General features: G+C 62.9%; 19 protein-coding genes. 5 read left to right on the top strand and 14 right to left on the bottom strand.

What is annotated here, in order from left to right:
- Nucleotides 1-21: 21 nt before the first annotated feature.
- On the bottom strand, nucleotides 22-885 hold the full coding sequence (locus tag BM70_RS0129740) for a LysR family transcriptional regulator (RefSeq protein ID WP_025859396.1): 864 nt from the start codon (nucleotides 883-885) through the stop codon (nucleotides 22-24).
- A 16-nt stretch (nucleotides 886-901) separates the two neighbouring features.
- A complete protein-coding gene (locus tag BM70_RS0129735) occupies nucleotides 902-3,148 on the bottom strand; it encodes a heavy metal translocating P-type ATPase (protein ID WP_025859395.1) in 2,247 nt (748 codons plus the stop codon).
- Nucleotides 3,149-3,233: 85 nt separating this feature from the next.
- On the opposite strand from BM70_RS0129735, the gene cadR reads away from it, so the two are divergent.
- Nucleotides 3,234-3,674, top strand: a complete 441-nt coding sequence (cadR, locus tag BM70_RS0129730; RefSeq protein ID WP_025859394.1) for a Cd(II)/Pb(II)-responsive transcriptional regulator — start codon at nucleotides 3,234-3,236, stop codon at nucleotides 3,672-3,674.
- Here cadR and BM70_RS0129725 read toward each other — a convergent pair.
- The 9 genes from BM70_RS0129725 to BM70_RS0129685 form a co-directional block, all read right to left on the bottom strand.
- Nucleotides 3,671-5,191 carry an aldehyde dehydrogenase (NADP(+)) gene (locus BM70_RS0129725; protein ID WP_025859393.1) on the bottom strand — a complete coding sequence of 507 codons (1,521 nt, stop codon included), beginning with the start codon at nucleotides 5,189-5,191 and terminating at the stop codon, nucleotides 3,671-3,673. The two genes, cadR and BM70_RS0129725, sit on opposite strands and share 4 nt — an antisense overlap.
- Nucleotides 5,192-5,216: 25 nt before the next feature.
- Nucleotides 5,217-6,215, bottom strand: a complete 999-nt coding sequence (locus tag BM70_RS0129720) for an ABC transporter permease (protein WP_025859392.1) — start codon at nucleotides 6,213-6,215, stop codon at nucleotides 5,217-5,219.
- Nucleotides 6,216-6,241: 26 nt separating this feature from the next.
- On the bottom strand, nucleotides 6,242-7,750 hold the full coding sequence (locus BM70_RS0129715; protein ID WP_025859391.1) for a sugar ABC transporter ATP-binding protein: 1,509 nt from the start codon (nucleotides 7,748-7,750) through the stop codon (nucleotides 6,242-6,244).
- A 68-nt stretch (nucleotides 7,751-7,818) separates the two neighbouring features.
- Entirely contained in the window at nucleotides 7,819-8,907 is a 1,089-nt protein-coding gene (locus BM70_RS0129710) for a sugar ABC transporter substrate-binding protein (RefSeq protein WP_025859390.1), read from the bottom strand.
- Nucleotides 8,908-8,995: 88 nt separating this feature from the next.
- A complete protein-coding gene (rpiA, locus tag BM70_RS0129705) occupies nucleotides 8,996-9,706 on the bottom strand; it encodes a ribose 5-phosphate isomerase A (RefSeq protein WP_025859389.1) in 711 nt (236 codons plus the stop codon).
- Nucleotides 9,707-9,729: 23 nt separating this feature from the next.
- Nucleotides 9,730-10,569, bottom strand: coding sequence for a MurR/RpiR family transcriptional regulator (locus BM70_RS0129700; protein ID WP_025859388.1), 840 nt, complete (start codon nucleotides 10,567-10,569; stop codon nucleotides 9,730-9,732).
- Entirely contained in the window at nucleotides 10,566-11,240 is a 675-nt protein-coding gene (locus tag BM70_RS0129695) for an HAD-IA family hydrolase (protein WP_025859387.1), read from the bottom strand. The genes BM70_RS0129700 and BM70_RS0129695 overlap by 4 nt, the downstream gene beginning before the upstream one ends.
- Nucleotides 11,227-12,750, bottom strand: coding sequence for a xylulokinase (gene xylB, locus BM70_RS0129690; RefSeq protein WP_025859386.1), 1,524 nt, complete (start codon nucleotides 12,748-12,750; stop codon nucleotides 11,227-11,229). The genes BM70_RS0129695 and xylB overlap by 14 nt, the downstream gene beginning before the upstream one ends.
- 3 nt (nucleotides 12,751-12,753) lie before the next feature.
- Nucleotides 12,754-14,238 carry an aldehyde dehydrogenase gene (locus BM70_RS0129685; RefSeq protein ID WP_025859385.1) on the bottom strand — a complete coding sequence of 495 codons (1,485 nt, stop codon included), beginning with the start codon at nucleotides 14,236-14,238 and terminating at the stop codon, nucleotides 12,754-12,756.
- Nucleotides 14,239-14,525: 287 nt separating this feature from the next.
- Between BM70_RS0129685 and BM70_RS0129680 the strand changes: the two genes are divergently transcribed.
- From BM70_RS0129680 to BM70_RS0129670, 3 genes are read left to right on the top strand one after another with little or no spacing between them, the layout of a single operon-like run.
- Entirely contained in the window at nucleotides 14,526-15,668 is a 1,143-nt protein-coding gene (locus BM70_RS0129680) for a fumarylacetoacetate hydrolase family protein (RefSeq protein ID WP_025859384.1), read from the top strand.
- Nucleotides 15,665-16,615, top strand: coding sequence for a C-terminal binding protein (locus tag BM70_RS0129675; protein WP_025859383.1), 951 nt, complete (start codon nucleotides 15,665-15,667; stop codon nucleotides 16,613-16,615). Before BM70_RS0129680 ends, BM70_RS0129675 begins: the two co-directional genes overlap by 4 nt.
- A 10-nt stretch (nucleotides 16,616-16,625) precedes the next feature.
- Entirely contained in the window at nucleotides 16,626-17,387 is a 762-nt protein-coding gene (locus tag BM70_RS0129670; RefSeq protein WP_025859382.1) for an SDR family NAD(P)-dependent oxidoreductase, read from the top strand.
- A 3-nt stretch (nucleotides 17,388-17,390) separates the two neighbouring features.
- Here BM70_RS0129670 and BM70_RS0129665 read toward each other — a convergent pair whose 3' ends face one another.
- From BM70_RS0129665 to BM70_RS0129655, 3 genes are all read right to left on the bottom strand, one after another.
- A complete protein-coding gene (locus tag BM70_RS0129665; protein ID WP_025859381.1) occupies nucleotides 17,391-18,224 on the bottom strand; it encodes a thymidylate synthase in 834 nt (277 codons plus the stop codon).
- A gap of 51 nt (nucleotides 18,225-18,275) precedes the next feature.
- The gene (gene lgt / locus BM70_RS0129660; RefSeq protein WP_025859380.1) at nucleotides 18,276-19,088 is read right to left on the bottom strand and encodes a prolipoprotein diacylglyceryl transferase; all 813 of its coding nucleotides are present in this window, start codon (nucleotides 19,086-19,088) and stop codon (nucleotides 18,276-18,278) included.
- 77 nt (nucleotides 19,089-19,165) lie between these two features.
- A complete protein-coding gene (locus BM70_RS0129655; RefSeq protein ID WP_025859379.1) occupies nucleotides 19,166-19,948 on the bottom strand; it encodes a sulfite exporter TauE/SafE family protein in 783 nt (260 codons plus the stop codon).
- Nucleotides 19,949-20,068: 120 nt separating this feature from the next.
- Here BM70_RS0129655 and BM70_RS0129650 point away from each other — a divergent pair, with 120 nt between their 5' ends.
- Nucleotides 20,069-20,815, top strand: a complete 747-nt coding sequence (locus tag BM70_RS0129650) for an NRDE family protein (protein ID WP_025859378.1) — start codon at nucleotides 20,069-20,071, stop codon at nucleotides 20,813-20,815.
- Nucleotides 20,816-20,829 lie beyond the last annotated feature (14 nt).

The following is a 20,829-nucleotide window of genomic DNA, read 5'->3' as shown; positions in this document are numbered from 1 at the left end:
CACAGAGATCTTACTCGGCCGTTAGAGTGGAGACATTTCCTGCGCCAACCCCAGGAACGCCGCGGGCAATCGCGCACCTTTGCGCTCCTTGAGGCAGTACAGATACTCGGGAATCTGCGGTGCATTTTCGATGGTCAGCACCCGCAGTTGCGGGTCATGGGGCACTTCCTGGCGGGCGATGATGCTGATGCCGATATTGCGCAGTACGGCTTCGCGGATCGACTCGCGGCTGCCGATCTCCAACAGCGGGCCGTAACTCACGCCGGCGCCCTGCAGCATGTCTTCGGTCAGGCGCCGTGTGGTGGAGCCGGGTTCACGCATCAACAGGGTATGCCCGGCCAACGCATTGAGGGGCACGTGGTCGAGCTTGGCCAGGGGATGGTTGCGGTGCACCGCCAGCACCAGCGGGTCGGTGCCCAACACGCGGCGGATCAGGCGCGGGTCTTCCAGCAGTTGGGAGGAGGCGGCAACGTCGACACGGTAATCGTCCAGCGCTTCCAGCACCTGCTGGGAGTTGCCGATTTCGACCGACACCTCCACTTGTGGCAGGCGTTCGCGAAAGGCTTTGACCAGGTCGAGGATGTAATACGGTGCTGTCGCGGCAATTCTCAGTGCGCCTTGGACCTGGCCATTGTTGCGCAAGAAGAACTCGATATCCGCTTCCTGCTGCAACAGCGCCTTGACCATCGGCAGCAAGCGCGCACCGTCGTCGCTGACGGTGAGGCGGCGGCCGCCTCGGTAGAACAGCTCGACGCCGTACTGGCTTTCCAGGTTACGGATCTGGGTGGTGACCGTGGGTTGGCTCAGGCCGAGTTTTTTCGCCGCCTGGGTAATGCTGCCCAGGCGGGCGACCATGAAAAACGCCTTTAACTCCGCACTCAGCACACCACCCTCTCATCGTTTATTTGCGCAACAGGCGCAGGCCATTGAACACCACCAGCAGGGCCACGCCCATGTCGGCGAACACCGCCATCCACATGGTGGCCAGGCCCAGGAAGGTGACCACCAGGAAGATCGCCTTGATCACCAATGCCAAGGCGATGTTCTGCTTGAGGATACTCGACGTTTGCCGCGACAGACGAATGAATGCCGGAATCTTGCGCAGGTCATCATCCATCAGCGCCACGTCGGCGGTCTCGATGGCGGTGTCAGTACCGGCGGCGGCCATGGCAAAGCCGATCTCGGCGCGGGCCAGGGCCGGAGCGTCGTTGATGCCGTCGCCGACCATGCCCACGCGGCGGCCTTGGCCGTAGAGGGTTTCGATGGCTTGCAGTTTATCGGTAGGCAACAGGTCGCCCTGGGCCTGGTCGATGCCAACCTGGGCGGCAATCGCTTGGGCGGTGTGGGTATTGTCGCCGGTGAGCATCAGGGTCTTGATGCCCAGCGCGTGCAGTTGCTGGATGGCTTCGCGGCTGCTGTCCTTGACGGTGTCGGCCACCGCGAACAGTGCCAGCGGGCCGGATTTGTCGAGCAGCAGCACCACGGATTTGCCCTGTTTTTCCAGGGCGAAGAGTTTTTCTTCCAGCTCCGGCGAGCACAGGCCCAGGTCCTCCACCAGGCGGTGGTTGCCCAAGTGGTAGGTTTCACCGTTGATATCGCCGCGCACACCACGACCGGCCAGGGCCTCGAAGTTATCCACAACATGAACCGGCAGGTTTTTATCCACAGCCGCATTGGCGATCGCCAGGGACACAGGGTGGTCGGAGCGCCCGGCCAGACTGGCGGCCAGGGCCGGTGCGCTGTCTTCGAGGTTGGGGAACAGCGCCAGGTAATCGGTTTGCACCGGTTTGCCGTGGGTGATGGTGCCGGTCTTGTCGAGGGCCAGGTAATCGAGCTTGTAACCGCCCTCCAGGTACACGCCGCCCTTGATGAGGATGCCTTTGCGCGCGGCGGCCGCCAGGCCACTGACGATGGTCACCGGGGTGGAAATCACCAGCGCACACGGGCATGCCACTACCAGCAGCACCAGGGCACGGTAGATCCAGTCGAACCAGGCGCCGGCCATGAACAGCGGTGGGATCAACGCCACGCCCAGGGCAAACAGGAACACGGCCGGGGTGTAGATCTTCGAGAAGCTGTCGACGAACCGCTGCGTCGGAGCCCGTGCGCCTTGGGCCTGTTCCACCGCGTGAATGATGCGCGCCAGGGTGGAATTGTTGGCCGCTGCGGTGACGGTGTATTCCAGGGAACCGGCCTGGTTGATGGTGCCGGCGAAGACCTTGTCGCCCACGGTCTTTTCAATCGGCAGGCTTTCACCGGTGATCGGCGCCTGGTCGATGGTGGATTGGCCGGCAGTGACTTCGCCGTCCAGGCCGATACGCTCGCCGGGCTTGACCCGCACGATGGCGCCCAGTTCAATGCTTTTTACCTCTTTTTCAACCCATGTCCCATCCGCCTGCTGCACCGTGGCCTGCTCGGGCGTCATCTGCATCAAGCCGCTGATGGCATTGCGCGCACGGTCCAGGGATTTGGCTTCGATCAACTCGGCGACCGTGAACAGGAACATCACCATCGCGGCCTCCGGCCACTGGCCGATCAGCACCGCACCGGTCACCGCAATACTCATCAAGGCATTGATGTTCAAGTTGAGGTTTTTCAGGGCGATCCAGCCCTTTTTGTAAGTGGTAAGACCGCCGCTGAGAATCGACACCAGCGCGACCAGCGCGATGACCCAGGTGGGCGCGGCGTTGGTGAAGTGCAGCACTTCGGCACCCAACGCGCCGACGCCGGACACCGCCAGCGGCCACCCGTGTTTCTTGGCCGGTGGCTCGGCGGCAGGCGTGCCTTCTACGATGGGGTCGGCCTGCATGCCCAGGGATTTGATCGCGTCGACGATCGGCGCAGTGCTCGGCAAGTCGTGGGTGACACCGAGGATACGGTTGATCAGGTTGAATTCCAGCTGCTGCACGCCCGCAAGCTTGCCCAGTTTGTTCTGGATCAGCGTCTGCTCGGTGGGGCAGTCCATGGCTTCGATGCGGAAGGTGCTCAGCCGCGAACCGGCGGTGGGCGCCTCGCTCAATTGCACCAGCGCAGGGGCTGGGGTGCCGGAACAGCAAGAGCCGCCGTGACCATGGTCATGCACGGGGGTCAATTTCTTCGGGTCATGGTCATGGTCGTGTTTGTGCGGGGTGTGGATGGAATCGCTCATTCTGTCGCGTCCGTAAAGGTGCCTGTTGCCAAGTAAAGACCCTGTAGCCACTATAGGGTCAAGCACCCATTTGGAGATTGCTGCGATGAAGATCGGCGAATTGGCCAAACTGACCGACTGCCCGGTGGAAACCATCCGTTACTACGAGAAGGAAGGCCTGCTGCCACCCCCGGCGCGCACCGACGCCAACTACCGCGTGTACACCCAGGCACACACCGAGCGACTGGTGTTTATCCGTAATTGCCGCAGCCTGGACATGACCTTGGAGGAAATCCGCAGCCTGCTGGGCTTGCGCGACAGCCCCCAGGACCAGTGCGAAAACGTGAATGCGCTGATCGACGAGCACATCCACCATGTGAAGGCGCGGATCGATGGGCTGCTGGCGTTGCAGGAACAATTGCTGGACCTGCGCCAGCGCTGTGGTGGCGGGCCGGAGTGCGGGATTCTGCAGCGGCTGGAAGTCAGCGGGAGTGTCGCGTCCAGCGAGGCCGAACACTCCCACGTGGGGCGCAGCCACGGGCATTAAATCCGTTGAAGATCCTGGGGCAGCAAGGCCTCGGGGATGTTCTGGTAGCTCACCGGCCGCAGGAAGCGACGGATCGCCAGGGTGCCCACGGACGTCGCGCCGAAGTTGGTGGACGCCGGATACGGACCGCCGTGCACCATGGCGTCAGACACCTCGACACCGGTCGGGAAACCGTTGGCCAGGATACGCCCGGCCTTGCGCTCCAGGATCGGCAGCAAGCGGCTGACGTCATCGCTGTCCGCCATGTCCAGGTGAATCGTGCAGGTCAACTGGCCTTCCAGCGAACGTGCAACCTCCAGCAGCTCATCACTGTCCTTCACCGTGACCACCAACCCCAGTGGGCCGAACACTTCATGGCCCAGCGATGCATTCGCCAGCCATTCACGGCCGGTGGTCGCGAACAAGTAAGGCGTCGCCTCGCGAAGCCCTGCGGTGGACGCCAATATTTCATGCACGCCCACAGCATTGGCCATGCGGTCATGACCGTCGCGATAGGCAGCGGCAATGCCTTCGGTCAGCATCACCTGGGCGCCGACCGGCTCAAGCGCATTCACCGCCGCGCCGATAAACACATTGGCCGCCGCCCCCTCAACCAGCACGGCAACACCGGGATTGGTGCAAAACTGGCCGGCGCCCATCGTCAGTGAACCGGCCCAGCCTTTGGCGATCTCCACGCCACGCGCCGCCACAGCGTGCGGCATCAGGAACATCGGGTTCACCGAACCCAGCTCGCCAAAAAACGGAATCGGCTCGAAGCGCTTGGCGCACAGGTCAAACAGCGCCCTGCCCGCCCCCAGCGAACCCGTAAAGCCCACCGCCTTGATCAACGGATGCTGCACCAACCGCTGTCCCACCGAGCGCGAACCGCCATGCACCAGGCTGAACACCCCAGCGTGTACGCCACACCGCTGGATCGCCGCATGAATCGCCTCGGCCACGATCTCGCTGGTGCCGGGATGCGCCTCATGCCCCTTCACCACCACCGGGCATCCAGCCGCCAGCGCCGACGCCACGTCACCGCCCGCCGTGGAAAACGCCAGCGGGAAGTTCGACGCGCCAAACACCGCCACCGGCCCGATCGGGCGCTGGATCAGGCGGATATCCGGACGCGGCAGCGGCTGGCGATCCGGCAATGGCAGATCGTGGCGGCGATCCAGGTAGTCCCCCGCGAGGATATGCGACGCGAACAGACGCAACTGGCCCACGGTACGCCCGCGCTCACCCTGCAGGCGCCCTTCGGGCAAGCCGGTTTCCAAAGAGCCGACGCGGGTGATGATCTCGCCCCGTGCTTCGATTTCATCGGCAATGGCATTCAACAGCGCCGCCCGCGCTTCCCGGCTCGAATAGCCGAAGTGCCAGAACGCATCCTCGGCCGCCTCGCAGGCGCGGTTCACCAGTTCGATGCTGCCCGCCGAAAACCACTGGGCCGGGCCCTGGGTCGGCGTGTTGGAAAAACTGTTGTCACTGGCGACCCATTCGCCTGCAATCAGGTGTTTGCCGTGCGGTGTAAAAGACATGGGCGTTTCCCGAAGTTGAGATGGATTAACCGAAATAGCGCACGCGAATGGCGTCGATCGCCACCGCGATAAAGATCATCACGCCGCCGATCATGCCGACATAAAACGAAGGCACATTCACAATCGCCAGGCCGACCTGGATCACCGTCAACAACAATACGCCGCCCAATACGCCTTTCACGTTACCGCGCCCGCCGAACACGCTGACACCGCCGATGATCGGCGCCGCAATCGCGTACAGCAGGTAGCTCGACCCCTGGCTGGAGGTGATCGCCATCTGCCAGGAAGCCAGCAGGAAGCCCGCCAGTGCCGCGAGGAAACCTGAGATCGTGTAGGTGATGATCTTCACTCGGTCCACGCGGATGCCAGCCGAGTTCGACGCAATCGGGTTGCCGCCCACCGCATAGATCGAGCGGCCCAGCACGGTGCGATGCAGCACCACGCCCATCACCACCAGTGCGATCAGGAACACCACCGGCATCAGCGGCCAGCCATCGACCGTCACCTGGCCGATCCAGATATAACCGTCAGCCATATTGGTCAATGTGGTGCCCTGGGTCAGTGCCAGCAGCGCGCCTTGCAGGATGATCATCATCGCCAGGGTCTCGATCAGCGACACCATCTTCAGGCGCGTGATGCACAGGCCATTGAAGAAGCCGATCAAGGTGCCCACCAGCAGGCCGATGATCACCGCCACGTACCACGGCAAGCCCCAGCTGGAATAGGCCAGCGCGCCCACCGCCGAAGAGAACCCGGCGTTGGCCGGGATCGACAGGTCGATCTCCGCCACCAGCAGTGGCAACGCCACCGCCAGCCCCAGCGTGCCAAGCACCGTGGCCTGCACCATCACGTTCTGCAGGTTGAACAGGGTGAAGAAGAATTCGTTGAACAGGCCGAAGCCCGCCACCAGCGCGATCAACCAGATCCACACCACATTGTGCAGAATCCAGCCCAGCACGGCCGGCCCGCTGACGCTGGGCGCGGCAGGCGCCACCCCGTTGCCGGGTTTCACTAAAGTACTCATGCCCGTGTCTCCACTCTTTTTCTTGTTCAACTGCTGGATCCTTGTACGGATGCGCGGATGCGCTCGACGCAGATGTCCTCTGCGGTCAATGTTTCCTTGATCGTGCCCTGATCGAAAATGCACACCCGGTCCACCGCGCGCACCAGTTCATCGGTGTCGCTGGACACGATGATCACCGCCACGCCGGCATTGCTGAGTTCGTCGATGATGCGCAGCACGTCCTGCTTCACGCCCATGTCGATGCCACGGGTCGGCTCGTCCACCATCAACAGGCGGGGTTGGGTCGCCAGTACCCGGCCCAGGCAGACCTTCTGCTGGTTGCCGCCGCTGAGGGTGTTCACCGTGTAATCCGGGTTGGGCGACTTGACGCCCATCGCCGCGAAGTAGTGATCGATCACCGAGGCTTCGGCATCGCTGTCGATAAAACCCAGCTTCGTGCGCGCACCGAGGGACGACATGGCGATATTCGCGCCGATGGACATCTGCCCCACCGCGCCATCCTTGCGCCGGTCATCCGAGAGGTAGGCGATACCCGCCTCGAACGCCGCGCTTGGCGAACGCGGCAACGGCCGCTCGGCCTCGCCGCGTATCGACAAGGTGCCCAGCGCCGGATGCAGGCCGAAGATCGCGCGGGCCATTTCTTTCGCGCCCGCCCCCGGCAGGCCGGTAAACCCGACCACTTCGCCTGGGGCGATATCCAGGCGGTCCAGCGCCAGCCACTTGCCGCGCACACCGCGCAACGAAATCGCCGGCGCCTTGCCACTGTGGTCACGGCGCTGGCGCTGGAACAACGCCACGCCGTGGCCGATCACCAGTTCGGTGAGTTGCTCGGAAGTCAGCCCGGTGATGTCCGAGCGCGTGCCCGCCAGGCTGCCATCGCGCAGCACCGTGACCGCGTCACAGATCTCGAGGATCTCGTCGTTGTAGTGCGAGATGAAAATGAAGGTCACACCCTCGCCTTTCAGGCGCAGCATGAAGTCGAACAACTGGCGCCGATCCATCACGGTCAGCGACGCGGTCGGCTCATCGAGGATGATGACCTTGCCCCCGGAAAACATCGCGCGAAGGATATTCAGCTTGCGCCGCGCCACCGCATCCAGCTGGCCGGCCAGGGCCTTGGGGTCGATACCGGAACCGTCGAGCATGCGCGCCGCATCGGCGTTCAACTGCTTCCAGTCGACCAGGCCTTTGCGTGTCGGCCAGATACCCAGCATCAGGTTTTCGGCGGCGGTGAGGTTGCCGATGATCATCGGCTCCTGGGTCACCAGAAACACCCCGGCCTGCTCCATGGCCTTGACGTCCACTTGCTTGAGCGGACGGCCGTCCAGCAGGATCTGCCCGGACGTCGGCACGATCTGGCCGGAGATGATCCCCACCAGCGTCGACTTGCCCGCGCCGTTTTCCCCCAGCAGCCCGTGGATCGAGCCGCGACGGATCTGCGTGGACACGCCGCGCAGGGCGCGAACCGGGCCGTAGCTTTTGGCGACATTCTCGATGCTGAGAATCGTGTCGTCGGGTGTTGGGTGTAAGGTCATTTTATTGTTCTCACCATCACCTGTTCGGATACACATCGCGCCAGCCTGTCACGCCGGGCGACAACGCTTCACTTCGAGGACACACCCCACACCTTCTCCGCGACGTAGCCCCAATGGCGTTTGTCGTCGGCGTTTTCCGGGGTGATCATGAACGCCGGGATGATCAGCGCCGGGCCGGTCTTGCTCTGCACGATCTCGCCGGTTTCCCAGAAGTAATCCTTGTTCTGGTAAGTGCCCAGCGGCACCGCTTCGCCCTTGAGCGCGTGCTTGGTGATCATCTCCACGGCGATCTGCCCGTAGGCCACCGGGTCCTGGGACACGCAGCCATCCATGTAGCCGTCCTTGATCCAGTCCAGCGCCACCGGTTCACCGTCGATGTTGATGAAAATCACGTGGCCTTTCTCGCCGACTTTCTTCCAGCGATCCTTCTGTTTCAGGGCGGCGGCGATACCGCGTGACGGCGAGTCCGATGGCGCATGCACGGCGTCCAGGTCAGGGAATTCCGACAAGGTCGACAGCGTGACCGACTGCATCTTGTCCAGTTGGCCTTCGGTGGGGCGCGCGAGGTATTTGATCTCGGGGTACTTGGCGAACACCGAGTCCATGCCTTCCTTGCGCAGGCGCCAGGCCACCGAGGCCAGCGCGCCGAAGCAATTGAGCACGGTGCCTTTGGGGCTGCCGTACTTGGCGACCAGGCGCTTGACGATTTCTTCGGCAGCCATCACGCCGCCCTTGAAGTTGTCAAAGCTCACAGTGATGGCGACATCGCCGCCGTCGGCCGGGGTGTCGATGATGCCCACCGGGATCTTGCGCTGGTTGTAGCGCTTGATCGCCGAGACGATGGCCTGGCTGTCGATGGGGTCGGAAATGATTGCCGTCGGCTGGGACAGCATCAGGCTCTGCCATTGCCCCAGTTGGGTGGTGGTGTCGAAGCTGGCGTTGGTCGCCTGGAATTTTCCGGAGAGCGCCTGCACCGCGCGCTTGACCGACTCTTCCTGGATCACGAAGAAGTAGTAGTCCAGGCTCTTGTTGGAGTAGGCAATCGACAGCGGCGCCGCTGCAAAGGCACTGCGCCCGAGCATCGCGCCCAGCCCCAGGACAACACCGCCGGCCAGCACGTTACGACGGCTTACGTTGGATAGATCGACTTTTTTCATGGCAGTAACTCCGACTTATTATTGTAGGTTTAATACGTCTTTCGTCTTCTTTCACGCCGATGCAGCCTTGCTTGAAACCCGGATGCCGTCAGCGCATCCGTACGTAGGAAGTACCGTCGAAACACCCCACCACCATGCCCACCGCTTCACGGGTGAACAGGCCGTTTTCCACCACACCGGGGATTCGGTTGAGTTCGATTTCCAGGGGCGCCGGGTCGGTGATCACTGGGCCGCAATGGCAGTCGAGAATGAAGTTGCCGCTGTCGGTCACCACGGTTTCGCCGTTGCGTTCGCGACGGATGATCCGGATGTCGTTGATGCCGTGTTCGCCCAACACACGCCGTACCAGGCGCTCGGTCTGCTTCCAGCCGAATTGCACCACTTCCACCGGCAGCGGGAAGGCGCCGAGGCTGTCGACGATCTTGGTTTCGTCGGTGACGCAGATCATGCGTTTGGAGGCATGAGCGATGATCTTCTCCCACAGCAGGCAGGCGCCGCCGCCCTTGATCATGTTGAACTGGCCATCGATTTCGTCGGGGCCGTCCACGGTCAGGTCGAGCTCGCCGATTTCGTTGGGGTCGGTGATGTCGATACCGACTTCCCGCGCCACGTCATTGGTGGAGCGCGAGGTGGTGGTGCAGGTCAGCTTCAAGCCGTTCGCCACGTGCTTGCCCAACTCACGAACGAAGAAGTGCGAGGTGGTGCCGGAGCCCAGCCCCAGCTTCATGCCATCGCGCACGAACTCCTCGATCACCCGGCGGGCGGCGACTTTCTTGGCTTCGTTCTGTTGAGTGCTCATTACCTGCTCCACGTTCCTGGGGTTTAGATTTTGTCGGTGCGCCACGAGTCGAGGGCAGTCAGTTGGTCGGGGAACTGACTGCCGCTGGCGATGGCAATCGCCGCTACCAGCATGTTGGTGACCAAGTGGTGATTGAGCCGCGACGCCAGCGGGGTCATCAGCTCGGTGTGTTCGTAAGGTTTCACCGCAATCAGCACGTCGGAGACCTTGGCCAGCGGGCTGTCATCGGCAGCGATCGACACCACCTTGGCCCCGGCCTTGCGCGCGGCGATGGCCATGTCGACCATCTGCCGGGTGTGGCCCGACTGCGAAAAGATCAGCGCGACTTCACCGCTGCGTGCGCCCTCGGCATGCATCTCCTGGCGCTTGCCACCGAGCAGGGCCTGGCAACGCATGCCCAGGCGCTGAAACTTGTGCTCGGCGTCCAGTGCGTTGACCACCGAAATCCCGGTGGCGTAGATGCCCACCCAGCTCGCGGCCTGCAACAGCTGCGCGGCCTCGGCGACTTTTTCCGGCTGCAGGTCTTCTTCCAGGCGCTGGATCGCGTTCAACGAGTTGCGGCAGGTCTTGCGCACAATGTTGTCGATGCTGTCCTCGGGGATGATCTGCTCGTAGGCAAACGGCGCCGAAGGCACCAGGCTCTGCACCAGGTGCAGTTTGAATTCCTGGTAGCTCTCGAAGCCGAAACGCCGGCAGAAACGCATCACGGTCGGGTCGCTGACCGAGCAGGTTTCCGACAGCTTGGCCATGCTCATCTGCAGCACTTTGGACGGCGAAGTGGAGACGAAATTGGCCACCCGGCGTTCGGCGCGGTGCATGTTCTTGCTTTCATCGATAATGCGTTGCAGCAAACTGTCGCTCATATCCGCTCCTTGGCGATTGATGGGCTGCGTTGTAACAGATCAGCCAGACGGTTCAAGCGCTGCTGTGCAGAAATCTCCACGTGGGGGCCTCCTCCCCACGGCACCACAAAAAAAGGCACGCCCGCCGCTTCTGCGGTCTGTTGGTCGACGCGGGTATCCCCCACGTAGGCCCAAGTGTGTTCGGCCAGGTCCATGGCGGCGGCGACGGCCAGCAGGTGGCCTGGGTCGGGTTTGCACGCCGGCACGGCATCGGCACCGATCGCCGCATCGAACAGCGCCGCCAGGCCCAGTTGCTCCAGCACCTTGCCGGTCACGGCGTGGTTCTTGTTGGTGCAGATACCCAGGCGGATCCCGGCTTCGCGCAGCGCCACCAGGTCTTCGCGTACATGGGGAAAGAACCGTGTACGCCCGGCCGGGTCGTTCATATAGGCCTCCAGATACCCCTCGAACGCCCGCTGCACCTGGACGTCGTCATAGGCAATGCCGAGGTCTTCGAGGATATCGACGATCAAGCGCCGTGGGCCGTTGCCAAGAAACGTCTCCACATGATCAGGGTCGAGTTCTGGCCAGCCGTTCAGCGTGAAACCGACATTCAGGGCCTTCGCGATATCGGAAGCGCTGTCGATGAGCGTCCCGTCAAGATCGAAAATCAGCGCGTTAAAGACGGCCATGAACAGACTCCTGATCGAAAAGAGGGGCACCCAGCTCGACAAAGGTTTCCCTGAGCGTCGGATACAAATTGCGGTAGATGCGATGCGCCTGGGCGTGCAGTTCGGCGGTGGCGCCATCGGGCGCCTGGCGGGTAATCGAACGGCAACTGGCCGCAGCGCTCGCCGCGTCGTCCCACACCTTCACCGCCAGCCCGGCCACCAGTGCCGCGCCGAACGCTGCCCCTTCGGCCGCGCCTTCAGTGGTCACCACGTCACAGCCGAAAATGTCCGCCTGCAACTGCCGCCACAGCGCTGAGCGCGCGCCGCCACCAGAAGCCTTGATCACCTGGCCGCTGATGCCCAGCGGGCGCATCAGGGCGTACATGTCGGCGAGGGCATACACCGTGCCTTCCATCACCGCGCGGGCCATGTCGCCGCGCTGGTGGCGACCGGTCAGGCCGATGAACGCGGCGCGCAAGAGCGGGTCCGGGTACGGGCAGCGCTCGCCGTTGAGGTACGGCATGAACAGCAGGCCATGGGCGCCGGGCGGGCTGTCGGCGGCCTCGGCGGCGATCTGCTCGAACGGCGCGCCGGCGCAAAAAGTGTCACGAAACCAGTTCATCGAACCGCCGGCGTTCAGCGAAACGCCCATGCAATGCCACTTGTCAGCGGCGACGTTGCAGAAAATCTGCAGGCGCCCATCCGGGTTGTCCTGCGGCGTATCCAGGGCTGCCGCAAGAATGCCGGCCGTGCCGAGGGTGGTCTGCAACTGGCCTGGCGCGATCACGCCGGAGCCGAGGGTCTGGATGACAGAATCACCGCCACCACCGGCGACCGGCGTGCCTTGGGGCAAGCCGAACAATGCGGCGCCGTGGGCACTGACCCGACCGGAAATCACCTGGGATTCAAACACCGGCGGCAGCACCGCAGGGTCAATGCCCAAGGTCTCGATCAGCCCGGTCGCCCACTGGCGCGAACGCACATTGAACAGGCCGGTGCCCGAGGCATCGGAGACTTCGCTGGCCACTTCGCCGGTCAGGCGCAAGCGCAGGTAATCCTTGGGGTTGAGCACCGTGGTCAGGCGGGCGAACAGTTCCGGCTCGTGACGCTGCATCCACAGGATCTTGCCGCCGGTGTAGCCCACCAGCATGCGGTTGTCGGTAGCCGCGAGCAGGCCTTCCAGGCCGCCGGCAGTCTGGGTGATCCACTCGCATTCGGCGGCGTTGCGTTGGTCGTTCCACAGGATCGCCGGGCGCAACACCTGCTGCGCGGCATCCAGCGGCACCAGGCCGTGCATCTGCCCGGACACGCCCACCGCCAGCAGCTCCACGCCAGGCGCCTTGCCCAGTACGCCGGCAATCGCGCGGCGCGCGCCTTCGATCCACAACTCAGGGTCCTGTTCGGTCCAGCCTGGCCGGGGTTGGGACAGTGGATAAGTCGCCGTGTCCGCGGCAATCACCGCGCCGTGGACGTCGAGCAGCAACGCCTTGCACCCGGAGGTGCCGATGTCGATACCAATAAGGGCCTGCATGGCTCAATTCCCGACGCCGTGGTGCAGGCGCACATGTTTGAAATTGAAGTATTCCAGCAGCCCTTCGCGGCCGTGTTCGTAGCCCACGCCGCTCTGTTTGCGACCGCCGTAGGGCGCGTTCATGATGCCGGCGTCGACGTTATTGATGGCGACGTTGCCGTAGTCCAGTTGCGCCGACAGGGTGTGGATTTCCACCAGGTCACGGGCGTACACATACGAGGCCAGCCCGTAGGGCGTGTCGTTGGCCAGTTGCACCGCCTCGGCCAGTTCATCGAACGGCGCGACACCCACCAGCGGGCCGAAGGTTTCTTCGCTCATCACCCGCATCTGGTGGGTGCAATCGGCGACCACCGTGGGGCGAAAGAAATGCCCGTGGGCAAATTCCTCGCCCTGGGGCGCCTGGCCACCGGCGACCAGGCGCGCGCCTTTGGCCAGGGCGTCTTCAAGGTGCGCACGGGTTTTGTTCAGGGGTCCGGCGGAGGCCATCGCGCCCAGATCGGCGCCGGGATTCTGCAGGCCGTTGCGTACTGTCAGCGCATCGGCGGCGGCGCCGAGCTGGGTGACGAATTCGGTGTAGATCGAGCGGTGCACATAGATGCGGTTGATCGCGATGCAGATCTGCCCGCAATTGCGGAAGCTGCGCCGCGTGGCACCTTTGACCGCCGCCGCCACATCGGCGCTGGCGGTGACCACCATCGGGCAATTGCCGCCCAGTTCCAGGGACAGGCGCTTGACCTGCGGGCAACTGCGCTGGATATGCAGGCCCACGGCGCTGGAGCCGGTAAACGCGACCTTGCTGACATCCGGGTGTTCGACCAGGGCCTGGCCGACCACCGAGCCTTTACCGGTCAACACATTGACCACGCCCGCGGGGATCCCGGCGTCGATGCATTTCTGCGCGATGGCCAACGCGGTGTACGGCGTCAGTTCAGCGGGCTTGATGACGATGGTGCAACCGGCCGCCAGGCTTGCGCAGAGCTTCCAGCCCACCAGTTCCGCCGGGTAGTTCCACGGCGTGATCGCGGCAACCACACCGATCGGCTCGCGCACCACCAGGCTCTGGAAGCCTGGCTGGTCGTTGGGCACGATCTCGCCGTGCACGCGGGTGGCTTCTTCAGCGTAAAAGTGACACGCCTCGGCAAGCTTGAGCACTTCGCCCTTGGCTTCGTTGACGGGCTTGCCCTGCTCGGCGGTCATGACCTGTGCCAGGTTCAGCGCGTCGGCGGCGATCAGGTCACCCAGGCGATGCAAGGCGGCGGCGCGGGTTTTCGGCAGTTCGCGGGACCAGGTCAGGAAGGCACGACGGGCAACCGACACGGCCTCGTTGATTTCTTCCGGGGTCGCAGCGGCGATATGGCCCAGCACATCACCGGTCGCCGGGTTCTCGACTGGCAGGCGCGCACCGGCCCCTTTGCGCAACTCGCCATTGATAAACAAGGCGCCTTCCAGCGCGGCAATCGAATCGGAGAGAGAATTATTGTTAGGCATTGAACTGCTCCGTCACCTGTCTGGGTGGTTGAACCACTCGCTTCATTCGAAAATATAGTATTGCTAGCTTTTTGCAATAGGCTGGTGAAATTTCATGCAAATGTCTTTTTCAGCCAAAAAGCCTGCACCGCGTTGAAACGCTTAATATTCACGTTATTTTTCAGCAAATTAGTCTTAAAACGCCGTTTTTATCGCGAAAAAAGCGATTTCTTTCATACGAGCGCGCTTGACCGTGCTTAAAATCGAAACGTAGCATTACTAGATATCAACAATAAGGAAACCTGCTCATGCTGCCCATCTCACTCAAGCACGCCAAATTGGTCGGTCGGGTCTGGCTTCCCGGCAAAGGTCCCTGTGTGGTGATCCTGCGGGAAAACGTCCTGATCGATGTCACCCCGTCGGTGGTCTCCATGGCCGACTTCCTCGACAACAATCCTGCGGAACGCTTCGACACCCTGTCCGGTGAACCGGTGGGCGACCTTGCGGACCTGATCCTTGAACCCTCCGAGATGGGCTATCACGCGGACCGCCCGTGCCTGCTCGCACCGTGCGACTTCCAGGCCCTCAAAGCCTGCGGCGTGACCTTTGCCAGAAGTATGGTCGAGCGGGTGATCGACGAGCGCACCGCCGGCGACCCCGGCCGCGCCAATGAACTGCGCGCGCTGATCGGCTCGCTGATTGGCGACAGCCTGTCGAATGTTCAGGCGGGCTCGGCCAAGGCCGCCGAGATCAAGGCCGCACTGATTGCCGAAGGCCTGTGGTCGCAGTACCTGGAGGTGGGCATCGGCCCGGATGCCGAAGTGTTTACCAAGTCCCAGCCAATGGCGGCGGTCGGTTACGGCGCGCAAGTGGGCATCAACCGCATCTCCGAATGGAACAACCCGGAACCCGAAGTGGTGCTGGCTGTGGACAGCCAAGGCAATATCCGCGGCGCCACCCTCGGTAATGACGTCAACCTGCGGGATGTGGAGGGCCGCTCGGCGTTGCTGCTGGGCAAGGCCAAGGACAACAATGCGTCCTGCTCCATCGGACCGTTCATTCGCCTGTTCGACGAACACTTCACCCTCGCCGATATCGAAAACGCGACCCTGACCTTGTCGGTCAGCGGCCTCGACGGCTTTGAAATGTCCGGCGGTTCGAACATGGCCGAAATCAGCCGCAAGCCGGCCAACCTGGTCAAGCAGACGCGCAACGATTCGCACCAGTACCCGGACGGTTTCATGCTGTTCCTAGGCACCATGTTCGCGCCAACCCAGGACCGCGAGAAAAAAGGCTCGGGCTTTACCCACAAAGCCGGCGACCTGGTGGAAATCTCCACGCCGCTGCTGGGCACCTTGCGCAACACCGTAGTGTATTCGGACGAAGCTGCGCCCTGGACCTACGGTACCCGCGCCCTGATGCGCAACCTGGCCAAACGGGGGCTGCTATGAAATTTGTCGTGACCGACCAGGCATTCGGCAATACACGCCATGAACAAGCCGCCGCGACGGCTGCGGGTGCGGCGTTTTCCGAGCACCAATGCCGCAACGAAGAGGAAACCCTGGAAGCCGTGCGCGGCGCCCATGCGGTGCTCAACAACTTCGCCCCGATGACCCACCGCGTAATGGCCGCCATGGCACCCGGTGCGGTGGTGGTGCGCTACGGCGTCGGCGTGGACAACGTCGACCTTGCCGCCGCCAAGGCACTGGGCGTGCGGGTGTGCAACGTGCCGGACTACGGCGTCGAAGAGGTGGCCGACCACGCCGCCGCCATGACCCTGGCCCTGGCGCGCAAACTTGATCACTACGGCACCGGCATTCGCAACGGCGAGTGGAAGATCGCGCAGATGGTCGATGGTGTGCGCTCCCTGCGCGATACCACCGTCGGCCTGATTGGCCTGGGTCGCATTGCCCGTGCGTTTGCGTCGCGCATGGCGGCGTTCGGTTGCACGCTAGTCGGCTACGATCCGTATGTCACCAACCAGCAGGCGCGCGAAGTCGGGATCGAACCGATGTCGCGGGCCGAAGTGATCGCCTGTGCCAACGTGCTGTCGCTGCATGTGCCGCTCACTCCGGAAACCCGGCATGTGATCGACGCCGAAGCCATCGCGAAAATGCCCAGGGGCGCTATCCTCATCAACTGTTCGCGTGGTGGGCTGATCGACGAGACGGCGCTGGCCGCAGCACTGGTCAGCGGGCAACTCTCGGGCGCGGGCCTGGATGTGTTCGAGAAAGAACCATTGCCGGCCGATTCACCGCTGCGTAGCGCACCGCATTTGCTGGTGTCGCCCCATGCGGCGTTTTTCTCCGACGCTTCGGTGGATGCGTTGCAACGACTGGCCAGCGAAGAAGCGCTGCGAGGCCTGCGCGGCGAGACACTGCGTTGTGCACTGACTTGAGAGGTAGACGATGAACTACCGTGAAAAACAGGCACTGACCGGCAAGCGGGCACTGGTGACCGGCGCCGGCCAGGGCATCGGGGCGGCTATCGCTGAAGCCCTGGCGGCCACCGGGGCCGAGGTGGTGTGCACCGATATCCTGCTCGCGCGGGCTGAAGCGACTGCGCAGGACTTGACCAGTAAAGGCTACAGCGCTCGCGCCGAAGCATTGGATGTGACGGACAGTGCGGCGATCAATGCGCTGGCTGCTTCCCTGCCGCCGCTGGATATCCTGGTATGCAACGCCGGCATCGTCACCAACACGCCGGCCGAGGAGATGACCGACGAAGAGTGGGACAAGGTCATCACCGTCAACCTGACCGGCGTGTTCCGCACCTGTCGGGGGTTTGGCCGACGCATGCTGGAAGCCGGGCGCGGTTCGGTGATCAATATCGGGTCGATGTCAGGACAGGTGGTGAATGTGCCGCAGCCGCAGTGTCATTACAACGCCTCCAAGGCGGGGGTGCACCAACTGACCAAGTCGTTGGCGGTGGAGTGGGCAACCCGTGGGGTGCGGGTGAATGCGGTGGCGCCGACTTATATCGAAACGCCGTTGCTGCACGGACTGGAAAGCCAGCCGGGGTTGATCCAGCGCTGGCTGGACATGACCCCCGCCGGGCGCATGGGCCAACCCCATGAAGTGGCGTCGCTGGTGCAGTTCCTCGCCTCGGATGCCTCGAGCCTGCTGACAGGCTCGATCATCAATGCCGATGCGGGTTACACCTGCATCTAGCCATCAGATGGCGACGTCGGCCTTGATGCTTGGGTCGGCGTCGTAGCCCACGATTTCGAAGTCTTCGAACCTGTAGTCGTAGATCGATGCTGGTTTGCGCTTGATCACCAGCTCCGGCAGCTTCTTCGGCGTGCGCGCCAGTTGGGTGCGGATCTGTTCCATGTGGTTGCTGTAGGCGTGGGTGTCGCCGGTGGTGACGATGATCTCGTGAGGGATCAGGTCGCACTGCTGGGCCAGCATATGAGTGAGCAATGCCAGCGCGGCAGTGTTGTACGGCAGGCCGAGGAAGACGTCGGAGCTGCGGATGTACAACTGCATCGACAGGTGACCGTCGTGCACGAACGCCTGGTAAAGCAGGTGGCACGGTGGCAAGGCCTGCTTGCCGTTGCGCGCGTTTTCCTGCGGGCTCCTGGTTTCGTCGGGCAGGTACTCGACGTTCCAGCCGTGGAACAGGATGCGGCGGCTGTTGGGGTTGGTCTTGAGCGTGTGGACCATGTAGTCGATCTGATTGATCGTGCCGCCGCCCTTGGTCGGCCAGGCGGTCCACTGCTCGCCGTACACCGGGCCCAGGTCACCGTCTTCGGTGGCCCATTCGTCCCAGATGCGCACGCCGTTTTCATTCAGCCACTTGATGTTGGTGTTGCCGCTCAACATCCAGATCAGCTCGTTGGCGATACTTTTGAAGTGAAGCTTCTTGGTGGTCAGCAGCGGGAAGCCGTCGGCCAAGTTATGCCGATACTGACGGGCGAACACGGCCTTGGTGCCGGTGCCGGTGCGATCGCCCTTGGTCAATCCATTGGTCACGACGTCGTTCAGTAGTTCGAGATATTGCTTCATGTTGGTACCCGTATCGTTGAAGCCCGGACCAAACGGCCCGGGCATTCGAATTTAAAGCGCGGTGTTCTTCAGCGGTTGCGGGCGGTTGTAGGCCCACCACAACAGGCCCAGGCCGCCCAGGATCATCGGCAGGCTGAGGATCTGCCCCATGGTCACCCAACCGAATGCCAGGTAGCCCAGTTGCGCATCCGGCACGCGCACGAACTCGACGATAAAGCGGAAGATCCCGTAGAACAACGCGAACATGCCCGACACCGCCATGGTGGGGCGCGGCTTGCGCGAGAAGAGGTACAGGATAAGGAACAGTGCCACGCCTTCCAACGCGAACTGGTAAAGCTGCGACGGGTGGCGTGGCAATTGTGCCGGGTCGCTGAACGGCGGGAACACCATGGCCCACGGCACGTCGGTCGGCTTGCCCCACAACTCGGCGTTGATGAAGTTACCGATACGCCCGGCGCCCAGGCCGATCGGCACCATCGGCGCAACGAAGTCCATCAGCTGGAAGAACGACTTGCCATTGCGGCGACCGAACCACCAGGCGGCGATCATCACGCCGATAAAGCCGCCGTGGAACGCCATGCCGCCCTTCCACACTTCGAAGATCAGCGTCGGGTTGGCGATATACGCGGAGAGATCGTAGAACAGCACATACCCCAGGCGCCCGCCGACGATCACCCCCATCGACAGCCAGAAGACCATGTCGGAGAGCTTCTCCTTGGTCCAGGTCGGGTCGAAACGGTTCAGGCGCCGGGAGGCCAGCAACCAGGCACCGCCGATGCCGATCAGGTACATCAACCCGTACCAGTGGATTTTCAGCGGACCGATGGCCAGGGCCACCGGGTCGATCTGCGGGTAAGGCAGCATTGCGACTCCTCGTTAATCATTCGTTATTGCGACCGGACCATGCCCGGGCGCGATTAAGACTGCATTACTCACGTTTTTCAAAACAAAAAATTTATGCCGACACAGAACAGCAGCCCGGCGAACAGCCGCTTGAGCAAACGCGGCGACAAGCGGTGCGCCAGGCGTGCGCCGAAGCGGGCGAACACCATACTGGTCAGGGCGATGCCCAGCAGTGCCGGCAAATACACGAACCCTAGACTATGAGCGGGCAACAGCGGGTCATGCCAGCCCAGAATCATGAAACTTAATGCACTGGCCAGCGCAATTGGCAGGCCGCAGGCCGATGAGGTAGCGACCGCCTGTTGCATCGGCACGCTGCGCCAGGTCAAGAACGGCACGGTCAGCGAGCCACCGCCGATCCCGAAAATCGCCGAGGCCCAGCCAATCACGCTGCCCGCCAGGGTCAGGCCGACCTTGCCCGGCACCGTCCGGCTGGCCTTGGGCTTGACGTCCAGGGCCAGTTGCACGGCCACCAGCAGGGCAAATACACCGATGATTTTCTGCAGGTGCGGGCCGGAAATCGCCTCGGCGGTCAGCGCACCAAAACCCGCACCGATCAGGATCCCCACGGTCATCCACACAAAAATCGACCAACGCACCGCGCCACGCCGGTGGTGCTCACGCACGGCATTTACCGAGGTAAAGATAATCGTCGCCAGAGAAGTGCCCACGGCCAGGTGGGTCAGCACTTGCGGGTCGAAGCCCTGCAAGGTGAAGCTGAACACCAGCACCGGCACGATGATGATCCCGCCGCCCACGCCAAACAGCCCGGCGAGCACGCCCGCACAGGCGCCGAGCAGCAAATACAGCAGAAATTCCATGGGAGCCCCCAAACCAAGTCCGGCATGTTAACGGATGGAAGGCATACGACCCAACTGGATACGATGGAACGCCGCTGCCGGTGTGGGTAGAGTGGGGAAAAACACAAAAGGGATCGCCTGATGTGCCTGATTGTTTTCGCCTGGCGGCCGGGCCACGCCCAACCGCTGATCGTCGCGGCCAACCGCGATGAATTCTACGCCCGCCCCAGCCTGCCGCTGGCCCAATGGCCGGATGCGCCCGACGTCTACGCCGGTCGCGATCAGGAAGCAGGCGGCACTTGGTTGGGGGTGAATGCCGATGGGCGTTTTGCCGCCCTGACCAATATCCGTGACCCACACCAGCCACCGGCGCGCAAGTCCCGTGGGGAACTGGTAGCGCGCTTTCTCAACGGTTCGCTGCCGATTGACGAGTACTTGGCCGACGTTAACGGCCGTTCGATTGAATATGCCGGGTTTAACCTGCTGATAGGCACGCGCGATGAGCTGTGGCACTACAACGCCAATCACACCGAGCCGACGCGATTGGAAGCTGGGGTGTATGGGCTGTCCAACGCCGGGCTGGATACGCCGTGGCCAAAGTTGCTCAAAGCCAAGACGGCGTTGAGCGCGGTATTGGATGATCCACAGCCGGAAGCCTTGTTGGGGATTTTGAGTGATCCGCAAACGGCGCCGTTTGCAGACCTGCCAGATACCGGAGTGGGCTTGGCGACGGAAAGTCTTTTATCCAGCGTGTTTATCGCCAGCCCAAGTTATGGGACGCGGGCGAGTACGGCGCTGATCGTGAATGCCGACGGGACGCGGCGGATGGTGGAGCGCAGTTTTGGGCCCCATGGTGGGCGCTTGGGTGAGGTCGAGCTCAATATCTAGCACGCCACAAAACC

The organism is Pseudomonas sp. CHM02 (genome assembly GCF_000612585.1).
Classification (GTDB): Bacteria; Pseudomonadota; Gammaproteobacteria; order Pseudomonadales; family Pseudomonadaceae; genus Aquipseudomonas.
Note: the sequence above shows the minus strand (reverse complement) of the source record. Positions and strands in the feature narration are given on the sequence as shown.